Source organism: Actinomyces sp. 565 (assembly GCF_010365615.1).
GTDB lineage: Bacteria > Actinomycetota > Actinomycetes > Actinomycetales > Actinomycetaceae > Actinomyces.
Genome location: NZ_PIZD01000048.1, coordinates 1 through 10,869 on the forward strand (window position 1 = coordinate 1; position 10,869 = coordinate 10,869).

The 10,869-nt window shown below is 70.8% G+C and carries 11 protein-coding genes and 1 tRNA gene; 3 read left to right on the forward strand and 9 right to left on the reverse strand.

Features of this window, described 5'->3' with window-relative positions:
- Positions 1 to 2: 2 nt before the first annotated feature.
- Positions 3 to 75 (forward strand) — tRNA-Ala (locus tag GZ997_RS07055).
- 436 nt (positions 76 to 511) lie between these two features.
- Here GZ997_RS07055 and GZ997_RS07060 read toward each other — a convergent pair.
- The 8 genes from GZ997_RS07060 to GZ997_RS07095 all read right to left on the reverse strand — a co-directional run bounded on the left by GZ997_RS07060 (position 512) and on the right by GZ997_RS07095 (position 7,594).
- A complete protein-coding gene (locus tag GZ997_RS07060; protein WP_161923800.1) occupies positions 512 to 1,375 on the reverse strand; it encodes an undecaprenyl-diphosphate phosphatase in 864 nt (287 codons plus the stop codon).
- Between the two features lie 220 nt (positions 1,376 to 1,595).
- Complete coding sequence (gene hisN, locus GZ997_RS07065; protein WP_162679391.1) at positions 1,596 to 2,429, reverse strand: histidinol-phosphatase; 834 nt, start codon at positions 2,427 to 2,429, stop codon at positions 1,596 to 1,598.
- 652 nt (positions 2,430 to 3,081) lie between these two features.
- Positions 3,082 to 3,405 (reverse strand): HepT-like ribonuclease domain-containing protein, encoded by a 324-nt coding sequence (locus GZ997_RS07070; protein WP_162679392.1) that lies wholly within the window; start codon positions 3,403 to 3,405, stop codon positions 3,082 to 3,084.
- A complete protein-coding gene (locus GZ997_RS07075) occupies positions 3,392 to 3,646 on the reverse strand; it encodes a nucleotidyltransferase domain-containing protein (RefSeq protein ID WP_203234077.1) in 255 nt (84 codons plus the stop codon). The genes GZ997_RS07070 and GZ997_RS07075 overlap by 14 nt, the downstream gene beginning before the upstream one ends.
- Before the next feature lie 80 nt (positions 3,647 to 3,726).
- Positions 3,727 to 4,380, reverse strand: a complete 654-nt coding sequence (locus GZ997_RS07080) for a DapH/DapD/GlmU-related protein (protein ID WP_162679393.1) — start codon at positions 4,378 to 4,380, stop codon at positions 3,727 to 3,729.
- Between the two features lie 4 nt (positions 4,381 to 4,384).
- Entirely contained in the window at positions 4,385 to 5,404 is a 1,020-nt protein-coding gene (locus GZ997_RS07085; protein WP_162679460.1) for a zinc-binding dehydrogenase, read from the reverse strand.
- 280 nt (positions 5,405 to 5,684) lie between these two features.
- On the reverse strand, positions 5,685 to 6,443 hold the full coding sequence (locus GZ997_RS07090; RefSeq protein WP_203234084.1) for an ABC transporter ATP-binding protein: 759 nt from the start codon (positions 6,441 to 6,443) through the stop codon (positions 5,685 to 5,687).
- 92 nt (positions 6,444 to 6,535) lie between these two features.
- Entirely contained in the window at positions 6,536 to 7,594 is a 1,059-nt protein-coding gene (locus GZ997_RS07095) for an iron-siderophore ABC transporter substrate-binding protein (protein ID WP_162679395.1), read from the reverse strand.
- A gap of 69 nt (positions 7,595 to 7,663) precedes the next feature.
- Between GZ997_RS07095 and GZ997_RS07100 the strand changes: the two genes are divergently transcribed.
- Together GZ997_RS07100 and GZ997_RS07105 are read left to right on the forward strand one after the other, a co-directional pair.
- On the forward strand, positions 7,664 to 8,647 hold the full coding sequence (locus GZ997_RS07100) for an iron ABC transporter permease (RefSeq protein WP_203234085.1): 984 nt from the start codon (positions 7,664 to 7,666) through the stop codon (positions 8,645 to 8,647).
- A 167-nt stretch (positions 8,648 to 8,814) separates the two neighbouring features.
- A complete protein-coding gene (locus GZ997_RS07105) occupies positions 8,815 to 9,798 on the forward strand; it encodes an iron chelate uptake ABC transporter family permease subunit (RefSeq protein ID WP_238994339.1) in 984 nt (327 codons plus the stop codon).
- Here GZ997_RS07105 and GZ997_RS07110 read toward each other — a convergent pair.
- Positions 9,749 to 10,869 (reverse strand): ABC transporter ATP-binding protein (locus tag GZ997_RS07110; RefSeq protein ID WP_203234078.1); only part of this gene is annotated, 1,121 nt, incomplete at its 5' end. The genes GZ997_RS07105 and GZ997_RS07110 overlap by 50 nt on opposite strands.

A 10,869-nucleotide genomic window follows, 5' to 3' on the forward strand; every position in this document is an offset into this window, starting at 1 on the left:
GAGGGGCTATGGCGCAGTTGGTAGCGCGCTTCCATGGCATGGAAGAGGTCGGGGGTTCGAATCCCCCTAGCTCCACGCAGACTCACGAGTCAGGGCCCCGCCGGTGGTGGGGCTTTTCTTGTACCTGGCCACGGACGGTGGTGGTGCGAGGGTTCGGCCAGGACCGGTACTGGGTGGCGTGGTCGTTCAGGGGTGTTGGCCAGCCGGTGGCCTGGTCAGCAGCGGAGATGCCCTTCGGCCTGCGGGAGTGGCGTAGTAGGGCCTTGCCGGGGTGGTCTTGGGGTGTAGCAGTGTCAGGTTCCGCATGGTGGCGCGGTGTGCGCGGATCAGGCACCGCTGGTGGGGGTGTTTGGACACCGGTTGTGTAGTGCTTTGAGGGTGTCGCCGACCCTGTTGGTGGTTGGTTGGTGGCTGCCAGGTCGCGCGGGGGACGGGAACGCGGCGGCGTCGGGCTCCGCCGCCGTACTCCACCCCGATTATGCGGAGCGCCCCTGCGTATTACCCGGCCCCGTCAAGCCGCGATAGTGCCCGTGCTCACCAGCACGATGATCAACAGGCCGAGGAGCACGCGGTAGATGAGGAAGCCGGTGAATTTGTTGGAGGAGACGAAGCGCAACAGCCAGGCGATGGTCGCGTAGGCCACCAGCCCGGACACAACCGTGGCGATCGCCGTGGCCCCCCAGCCGACGGTCGCCGAGATTTCCCCGGCGGCGGTGACCGCTTCCAGGGCGCCGGCAGCCAGCAGCGCCGGAATGCCCATGAAGAAGGACAGCCGCGTGGCCGTTACTCGGTCAAAGCGCAGGAACAGACCCGCGGAGATCGTCGCCCCCGAGCGGGAGATCCCGGGCAGCACCGGTGAGAGCGCCTGGAAGGTGCCGATGATCAGGGCGTCCTTGATAGTTACCTCACGCATGCCCTTACCTGCGGAGCTGTGGGCGGCACCGGCCGGGCCGTCGCTGCGCCGGTCCGCCAGCCACATGACGCCGGACCACAGGATCAGCGCTCCGGCGATCACCCACAGGGACCGGGAGGTCACCTCAATGAAGTCCTTCAGCAGTAGCCCCACCACGGCCACGGGGATCGAGCCGAGGATGATGCCCCAACCGAGCGTGTAGTCGGGATCGTTGCGCGCCTCGGTACTGGCGAGGCCCTTGAACCAGGCGGTCACGATGCGCACGATGTCGCCCCAGAAGTAGATGACGGCCGCCAGGATCGCGCCGACCTGGATGACCGCGGTGAATGCGGTCATGCCGACGTCGTTGATGTTGTGGCCGAGGAGCTTCTCGACGATATTGAGGTGCCCGGTGGAGGACACGGGCAGGAACTCGGTGATGCCCTCGACAATGCCGAGGATGACGGCGTGCAGCCAGTTCATGAGGCTCCCAGGGATCGGGTGCAGTAAGTTCCCTGAGAGGCTACCGGGCGGAGGCCGCCTCGTGCGCGCCCGGGGATGTGGAACCGGCCTCAGCGGCGTCTGTCCGCCGGAGGCAACCGCGTCCAGCTTCCCGGGACCGATGACGGTGCTCGATGACGGCACTCGCTGACGGTGCTCCGGCACGCACCAGACTGCAGCCCGCCCGGCGTCGTCGCCCGGGTCAGTCGGTCTCGGCCGACAGGTGCTCCAGCACCGCCTCGTGCAGCAGGGTGTTGGTGGCGACGGCGCTGCCGCCCCAGGGGCCCGGCTCACCGGCCAGGGAGGTGAAACGGCCGCCCGCCTCGGTGACGATCGGCACCAGCGCACCCATGTCGTACAGTTCCAACTCCGGCTCAGCCGCCAGGTCCACCGCGCCCTCGGCCAGGAGCATGTAGGACCAGAAGTCCCCGTAGGCGCGGGTGCGCCAGCAGGCCTGCATCAGCGACAGCATGCCGCGCAGCCGTCGGTGCTCGGCCCAGCCGGACAGCGAGGAGTAGGACAGGGAGGCGTCCTCCAGACTCGCCACGCTGGACACGTGCAACTGGCGGGCCGAGGCCAGAGAGCGGCCGGTCCAGGCGCCGCCGCCCCGCACCGCCCACCAGCGCCGCCCCAGTGCGGGCGCGGAGACCAGGCCGACGACGACCTCGCCGTCCTCGACCAGGCTGATGAGCGTGGCCCACACGGGCACGCCCCGCACGAAGTTCTTGGTCCCGTCGATCGGGTCGATCACCCACTGGCGGGGGGAGTGGCCGGTGGTGCCGAACTCCTCTCCGAGAACGGAGTCGCGAGTGCGGGCGCGGGCCAGGTAGTCGCGGATCAGCCGCTCGGTCTCACGGTCGGCCTCCGTGACGGGGGTCAGGTCGGGCTTGGTCTCCACCTCGAAGTCCTGGGCGTCGAAGCGTGCCTGAGTGAGCGGGTCCACCTGGTCGGCGATGGTGTGCGCCAGGTGCAGGTCGTCGCGCCAACGGCGCTCCGCGGCGGGCGGCGTGGGAGAGGAACCGGCGTTGCTGCTCATGGCACGAGGGTAGACGGCTACTGGTCCGATCCCGCGGCGGCCGGGCCGAGCCGCACCCGATTCGGGCGCGCATGTCCGGGGCGGGGCATGTACGCGGGGCTCCGGTGCTCGTCTCGCGGATGCCCGCCATGCTCTACCTGCACCGCACCCTGGCCACCTGGTGGTGGTGCCATGAGCGCGGCCCTGATCGTCTTCAGCTTCATCATTTCCGACTCGGCCGTCGGCCAGATGACCGCCGCACGCTTACGCTGTCGGGCCAGACCCCCGAACCTGAGGTTTTCGTTGTAATTACGCGGGACCGATAAAACCGGCGGAAATCGTCGAAGCAGCTCCTGCGTGCGCCGAGCACCTCGGCGCACGCAGGAGCTTTCCCGCTGTCCCGGAGTTGGCGAATCAAACCGCAGAATCATGCGAAACGCTGAAGTTTGCCCGATGGTTAAGCGTGCGCGGAGGCGTAGGCCGTCATCGTGTAGTCCGGTCAGGCTCGTCGCACGTTGTCTCGCTGATGGGTCCGATGTGTTGAGGCCGAGCTGCGGGCAGCGTTAGGTGTGAGCGTGGCCCCGTTCGGCTCTGACCCGGCCCTGGGGCGGTTGAGGCCCGCGTGCTCACCAAGATCTACTGCGCCGGCGCTCCGGCCAGGGTGGCCAGCACGCTAGAGAGTACCGGCCCCGGCCCGCCCCTGGAGCTCGCGCTCCGCGGTCGTGACGAGCACGTCAATGTCGATCGACCAGTATCCGTGGATGATCCGGTTGCGCAGGCCGATGGGGCGATGCCAGACAATCTCTGGGTGGGCGTTGCGAAACTCCCGGGAGACTTTGTTTGCCGCTTCGCCGAGTACGGTGTAGTTCCACATCAGCGCGTCGGTCCGCAGCGGATCCGCGGCGATCCCCTCGGTGCTCAAGTTTCCGATGACTTGGTGTATCCGTGACACGGCGTCCCGCATCTCATGAAGGAAGAGATTGTCAGGCCGCGGCATAGAGTGTCTCCGCGTCGGCAAGGACCTGTTCTCGGATTAACGGGTGCAGGGAGCGGCGGGAGACCAGATCCACCGGCTGGCCGAAGAGGGCGGCGAGTTCATCGGTCAGGTCTTCCTCCCAACCGAGGCTCCGGCCGGGCTGAAGCTGGTAAAGCAGGTCGATGTCGCTGGAAGAGCTGGCCTGGCCGCGCGCAACCGACCCGAAAACATCCAGGGTCGCGATGCCGAAGCGCTGACACAACTCGCCAAGACGCTTCAGATCACCGTCGGAAAACTCAACGATTGTAATGCATCCAGTCTACGAAGTACTCCATCAAAATGTCATTGCGCATCCGACACCGTTTTCACCTCGCGCAGCACCCGGGCGGGCACGCCGCCCACTACAACGCCCGCGGGCACGTCCCGGGTGACCACCGCTCCTGCGGCCACGATCGCACCGGCCCCGATGCTCACGCCGGGGCAGACGACGGCGCCCGCCCCGATCCACACGTCGTCGCCGATGGAGATGGGGGCCGGCAGCAGCGTGCCGCGCTCGGCGACCGGCTCGGCGTGGTTGAGGGTCGCCAGCACCACGCGGTGGCCGATCAGCACACGGTCTCCGATGGTGATGCCGCCCTGATCCTGGAAGCAGCAGCCGGCGTTGATGAAGACGTTGCGTCCGATATGAATGTTGCGGCCGAAATCCGTGTGGAAGGGCGGCACCAGGCCCAGCGTCCGGTTCACCGGCGTACCGGTCAGGCGCGCGAAGAGCTCCTGAACCTCGGCAGGGGAGTGGTAGGGCCCGTTGAGTTCGGCCGTCACCCGCAGAGCCTCCTGCGTCGCCCGTCCGGCGACCGTGGCGAGCGGCGAGCCACTGGGGATCGGCAGTCCTGCGGCCGTGTGGGCCACAAGGTCCTGCGGGCCGAGGGCGGCGGCGTCGCCCGACGCGTGTTCCGGCGACGCCGCCGCCCCCTGCGGTTGACCCGTGGATGCCATTCGCTCAGACCTCGAGCAGGACCTTGATCTCGCGGCGCTCGTCCATGGCCTTGTAGCCCTCGGCGGCGTCGTCGAGCGGGATGCGGGTGGTGAAGACCTTGCCGGGGTGGATCTCGTCGGCCTGGATGCGCCTGATCAGGTCGGGCAGGAAGCGGCGCACCGGGGCGGGCCCGCCGTGCAGGTGCACCTGGGAGAAGAACAGGCCCAGGCCCTCGATCTGCTGATCGTGGCTCACACCGACGAAGCCGACGTAGCCGCCGGGCCGGCAGGAGGCGATGGCCTGGTCCATGGAGACCTGGTTACCGACGGCCTCCACCACGCCGTGGGCGCCGTAGCCGTCGGTCAGCTCCTTGACTTTGGCGGCGCCCTCCTCGCCGCGCTCCGCGATGACGACGTCGGCGCCGAACTCGCGGGCCAGGGCGGCGCGGTCCTCGTGCCGGGAGAAGACGATGACCTTCTCGGCACCGAGCGTCTTGGCGGCCAGCACCGCGGAAAGGCCCACGGCGCCGTCACCGACGACGGCGATGGTCTTGCCGGGCCCGGCCTCGGCGGCCACCGCACCGAACCAGCCGGTGCCCAGCACGTCGGAGGCGGCCAGGTAGTCGGCCAGGCGGTCGGGGTCCTCGGGCTCGCCGCCGGGCACGGCCACCAGCGAGCCGTCGGCCAGTTCCACACGCATGTACTGCGCCTGGGACCCGGTGTAGTGGCCGGCGTTGGCGCAGCGGGACGGGTAGCCGGCCTGGCAGATCTCGCAGGTGCCGTCCGACAGCATGAAGGAGCCGATCACGAAGTCGCCGACCTTGAGGGTCTTGACCTCCTCGCCGGCCTCCACGATGGTGCCCACATACTCATGCCCCATAGGGCGGTTCTCCACGGGCTCCAGGCCGCGGTAGGGCCACAGGTCGGAGCCGCAGATGCAGGCGGCGGCCAGCTTGATGACGACGTCGGTCGGCTTGACCACGCGGGGCACCTCCACGTCCTCCACGACGACGTCGCCGGGGCCGCGCATGATCACAGCGCGCATGGTCTCGGGCAGGGCAGTGGCAGTCACGAAAACTCCTCGATTCGGGATGATGCGGGGCGAACAGCCCACGCCGGTTGTCCGTTGCCGCCCAGACTAAAACCGAGGGCTCCAAGACGCCAGGCGTCGACCAGGTATTGGCAGGGCCAGGCAACACGCCGCGGAATTTTCATGCGCAGCGGCCGACGTCGGCTCAGCTCCGAGCGTCCACGCCGCAAGCTATTTCCACATCCTGCTTGCCGCCCGACCGGGAATCGCGGACATGGCTGCCGCAGTGGCGGCCTCAGCGCGGCAGCGGCAGCACCAGGGGGGTGCCGGTGACCGGATCCGGGGTCACGTGCACCGGCAGGCCGAACACCTCCTCAACCAGCTGCGGGGTGATCACCTCCCGCGGCGCCCCATTGGCCAGGATGCGGCCCGAGCGCATGGCAATGATCCGATCGGCGTAGCGGCACGCCTGATTCAGATCATGCAGCACCGCCACGATCGTGGTACCCAGCTCGGTGTTCAGCTCCCGGCACAGCTCCAGCACGTCCACCTGATGCGCCAGGTCCAGGTAGGTGGTGGGCTCGTCCAGCAGCAGCACGTCGGTGCGCTGGGCCAGCGCCATGGCGATCCACACCCGCTGCCGCTGCCCGCCCGACAGGGATGCGACCCGCCTGCGAGCCAGAGCGGTCACCTGCGTGCGCTCCATCGCCGCCGTCACCGCCTCGTCGTCCTGCCCCGACCACTGGTGCAGTAGGGACTGGTAGGGGTAGCGGCCGCGGGCGACCAGCTCATGCACGGTGATCCCCGTCGGCGCGATCGAGGACTGCGCCAGCATGCCCACTCTCCGGGCGAAGGACTTGGGGCGGATGTCCGTGGCGTCCTTCCCGTCGAGCAGCACCTGCCCGGAGTCGGGGGCCAGCACCCGGCTGAGTGCGCGCAGCAGCGTGGACTTCCCGCAGGCGTTCGGCCCCACAATCATGGTTACCGCGCCCGGCTCGACGCGCACACTCAGGTCGGATATGACCGGGTGCTCGGGGTGGTAGGACAGGTACAGGGCCTCGGCCCGGAGCCCGCCCCGGCGCGGGGCGGGCTCAGCGGCGGCGAACCCGGCGGTTGCGGCGGGAGCCCCGCCGCTCGCGGTCGGAGTCACCTCACCGTGGTGCTGACGGCGTCCAGGACAAAGCGTGCCGCCGTCGGGCCGGCGTTGAGGAAGAAGGGTTCGTCCTCCACCTGCACGGCCTGGTCGGCCTGCACGGCCGAAAGCGTCGGCCACAGCGACATGCCCGTCAGTTCGGAGGAGTCTCCGCCCTGCACGCCGAACAGGATCCAGTCGGCGTCGGCCTGGTCGAGCTGCTCCTCGGAGATGTCAACGGAGGTGTCGTCGGTGAAGGTCTGGGTATCCGGGCGGGCCACGCCCATGTCGGCCAGCACCGAGCCGGCGAAGGAGACGGCGCCGAAGATGCGGGTGCGGTCTCCGTTCTTGCGCAGCAGAGACACGGTCACGTCGTCGGTGATGTCCTGGCCGGCGGAGGCGGCGTCGGCATGGAAGGCGTCCAGCCAGGCCTGTGCCGTCTCCGGCTTGCCCAGGGCGTCGGCCAGCAGCAGGAAGTCCTGCTTCCAGTACTGTCCGGTGCCCTGCGTGGCAACGGTCGGGGCGATCTCGGTCAGGGAGCCGTACAGGGACTCGGCGTCCTTGCCGGCGATGTTCATCAGGATCAGGTCGGGGGACAGGTCTGCGATCGCCTCCACGCTCGGCTCGGTGCGCGAGCCGACGTCGGTGACTGCCTCCAGGGCGTCGACGTGGTCGGGGAAGGCGGCGGGCAGGTAGTCGGGGACGGTGCCGGCCCCGTCGCCGGAGGTGGCGCCCACCGGCACGATCCCCAGCGTCAGGGCTGCGTCCAGCTGGCCGGTGGAGATGATCACCACGCGCTCGGGGGCGGCGTCAATGGTGGTCTCGCCCAGGAAGTGGGTGACGGTGCGGGGAAAGACGTCGTCGCCCTGACTGGAGCCCATGCCCTCGGGAATGGTGGTGGGGACGGCGGCGTCGGCCGCGGAGGAGGCGGCCGTATCCGTGGCCCCGGCCGCGGCGGAGGCAGATCCGGTGGCGGTGGAGGTAGTGGCGCCGGAGCAGGCGGCGATGACGGGGATGGCGACGGCGGCGCCGAGCATGCCCAGGGCGGTGCGGCGCGAAAGCAGAGAATTCATATGCTGAGGCTATCCTAAGGTGTGCTTCTTTTTTCAAGCCGTGTCCGCTCCGCGGCGCCTCGGGCCGTCCTGGAACTCGGCCTGGTGCTGGTCGGTGCCGGAACGCTCGTTGCCCTGTGCCTGCTCAGCCTCGCCGTTGGCTCCCGGTCGCTGGGGGTGGCCGAGGCGTGGGAAGGGCTGCGCGCCCACGATGACACGGTGGCCTCCCTGATCGTGTGGCGGCTGCGCCTGCCCCGCACCGTCCTCGCCGTCGTCACCGGCGCCGCCCTGGCCGTCGCCGGAGTGGTGATGCAGGCCCTGACCCGCAACCCGCTGGCCGAGCCCGGCATCCTCGGGGTGAACGCCGGCGCCTCCCTAGCAGTGGTGCTGTCCGTCTGGCTGGGCGGCATCACCACCGTCTCCGGCTACCTCTGGTTCGCCTTCGCCGGCGCGGCGCTCGCCGCCGGCCTGGTTCAGCTCATGGCGCGCCGCAGCCGTGAGGCCGGCCCGACCCGCCTGGTGCTGGCCGGAATCGCCCTGGGTGCCAGCCTGAACGCCATCACCGGCACCATCACCATGTATGACACCAGCGCCTTCGACTCCTACCGCTTCTGGGTGGTGGGTGCCCTCGAGGGCCGCGACGCCGCCCTGCTGGCCTGGGTGGCCCCATTCCTGGCGGTGGGACTGGCGCTCGCCCTCTTGTCCGGGCACACCTTCAACGTTCTGGCCCTGGGGGACGAGCAGGCCATCGCGCTCGGTGCCCGGCTGGGACGCGCCCGGGCACTCGCCCTGGCCGCGATCACCCTGCTGTGTGGGGCGGCGACTGCGGCGGTCGGCCCCATTTCCTTCGTCGGGCTGGTGGTGCCCCATGTGCTGCGGCTGGTCCTGGGCGCCGATCAGCGGCGGCTGCTGGCGGCCTCAGCAGTGGCCGGGCCGATCCTGTTGCTGACCGCGGACATCGTGGGGCGCGTCCTGATCCGCCCCGACGAGCTGGAGGCCGGCGTGGTCACCGCCTTCATCGGCGGACCCGTGCTGTTGGCCATGGTGCTGCGACGCGGTGAGGTGACCCGGTGAGCGCGGCCCCGCGCCGGGCGGGTAGCCCCGCTTCCCCGGATGGGGCGGCCGCGCCGCCCGACGGCGTCGCCGCCAAGCGCTCCAAATCCCCGTACGCAGCCGGGCCGCCGGCCGACCGCCTCCTGCTGCGCCCGGGTGCGGGCAGCCTGCTGGTGCGCCGCCGCGCCCTGGCTGTGGCGGCGGTGCTGGTGGCGGTGGCCGCAGCGGCCGGCGTCTACACGCTGCTCACCGGCGCCTACACCCTGTCCGCCGCCGACGCGCTGCGCGTCCTGGCCGGCGGCGGCAGCGACCTGGACCGGTTCATCGTGCTGGGCCAGCGGCTGCCCCGCGTCATCGCGGCCGTCCTGATCGGTGCCATGCTGGCCATCTCCGGCGCCGTCTTCCAAAGCCTGTCGCGCAATCCGCTGGGCAGCCCCGACATCGTCGGCTTCACCACCGGCGCCACCACCGGCGGCCTGCTCGTCATCCTGGTCTCCGCCGCCTCCTCCACTGCGACCATCGCCCTGGGCACCACCGCCGGCGGCTTCGCCACCGCCACCGTCGTCGTTGCGGTGGCCATGCGCCGTGGGGGCGCCGGCGAGAACCTGGTGCTCGCCGGCGTCGCCCTGTCCCAGACGCTCTCCGCGCTCAACGACTACCTGCTCTCGCGCGCCACCATCCAGGAGGCCGAGGTCGCCCGCGCCTGGCAGTACGGCTCCTTAAACGCCATCACCTGGACACAGGTGCGGCCCCTGGCAGCGGCGGCCGCCGTGCTAATCCCATTGGCGGCCTGGGTCGGCCGGCCCGCCGCCGTCCTGGAGCTGGGCGACGACGCCGCCGCCTCCCTGGGGCTCGGCGTGGGGCGGGTGCGCGCCGCCATGGTCGGCTACGGGGTCGTGCTCGCGGCCCTATGCGTTTCCGTGGCCGGGCCTATCGGATTCCTGGCGCTGGCCGCGCCCCAGCTGGCGCAGCGGTTGGCCCGGACGGCGGGGCTGACACTGTCCGTCTCCGCCGCCATGGGTGCCGCGCTGCTTGTGGTCGCCGATCTGCTGGCGCAGCGACTGCTGGCCCCCTTCCAGATTCCGGTAGGGCTGCTGGCGGCCGCATGCGGCGGGCTCTACCTCATGTGGCTGCTGGGGCTGCGGGCACCAGGCGGACCTGGGCGGCCTTGATCACGGCCGTCACCTGGCGGCCCGGGCGCAGTCCCAGCTCCGCGACCGCCGCCGCCGTAAGCAGGCCGCGCAGGAGCTGCCCGTCGCCCAGTTCCAGCACCACCGCCATCAACCCGCCGTTGCCGCTCACCTCGCGCACCGTGGCGCGCAGGGTGTTGCGGGGGCTGCCCGCCGTCGCCCGGCTGATTTCGGGGCCGTCTGCGGGGCTGGGGTAGACCGCGACCGCCTCGGGCGGCAGCAGTGCCGCCGCCGACCGGTCGAGGTGGAAGCCCGCACGGTCTGCAGCCTCTTCCAAGGGGGCGGCCACCACCTCGGTACCGTCGCCCAGGCGAAGGACCGGCTGATCCGGGGTGCCGGTGAGCGTGCCGCGCAGCAGCGTCGTCCCGGTCAGCCGGGCGGTAAAGGCGGTCGCCGGGGCCGCCAGCACCCGGGCGGCGGGGCCGGACTCGACCACCCGCCCGCGGTCCAGGACGGCTACGTCGTCGGCCAGGGCGGCCACCTCCGCCACGTCATGCGTGACCAGCAGGACCGTCAGCGCGGACTGGGCAGCGCGGCGGGCCACCAGACAGCGCAGTTCCTGACGGGCGGCGACGTCGATCGCGGCGGTCGGTTCATCCAGCACTAGCACCTCCGGGCGGGTGGCCAGGGCACGGGCCAGGGCTACCCGGGCCGCCTGCCCGCCGGACAGCTCATCCCCGCGTCGCGCCGCCAAGTGCGTGGCACCGACCGCGGCCAGCTCCGCCGCCGCCAGGTCCCGGGCGGCAGCGCGAGAGGCGCCCTGGCACCGTGGGCCGAAGGCGACGTTGTCCAGCACCGACAGGTGGGGAAACACGCCCGGTGCCTGGGCCAACAGGGCCACCCCGCGCCGCCCGGCGGGCACGAACCCGTCCGGGCCGTCCACCACCCGCTCACCCAGGCGGACCTCCCCGCCGGTGGCGTCCAGCAGGCCAGCGAGCACCTCACATACGGTCGATTTGCCCGAGCCGTTGGGGCCGATCAGGGCCAGGGTGCGGCCCGCCGGGATATGCAGGTCCACGGCGACCTGGCGGGCGGCGGAGGTGAAGTGCACGT

Excerpts from the sequence above, each read along its gene's own strand:
- GZ997_RS07060 (WP_161923800.1), bottom strand. The coding sequence starts at position 1,375 with ATGAACTGGCTGCACGCCGTCATCCTCGGCATTGTCGAGGGCATCACC.
- hisN (WP_162679391.1), bottom strand. The coding sequence starts at position 2,429 with ATGAGCAGCAACGCCGGTTCCTCTCCCACGCCGCCCGCCGCGGAGCGC.
- GZ997_RS07070 (WP_162679392.1), bottom strand. The coding sequence starts at position 3,405 with ATGCCGCGGCCTGACAATCTCTTCCTTCATGAGATGCGGGACGCCGTG.
- GZ997_RS07080 (WP_162679393.1), bottom strand. The coding sequence starts at position 4,380 with ATGGCATCCACGGGTCAACCGCAGGGGGCGGCGGCGTCGCCGGAACAC.
- GZ997_RS07085 (WP_162679460.1), bottom strand. The coding sequence starts at position 5,404 with ATGCGCGCTGTGATCATGCGCGGCCCCGGCGACGTCGTCGTGGAGGAC.
- GZ997_RS07095 (WP_162679395.1), bottom strand. The coding sequence starts at position 7,594 with ATGAATTCTCTGCTTTCGCGCCGCACCGCCCTGGGCATGCTCGGCGCC.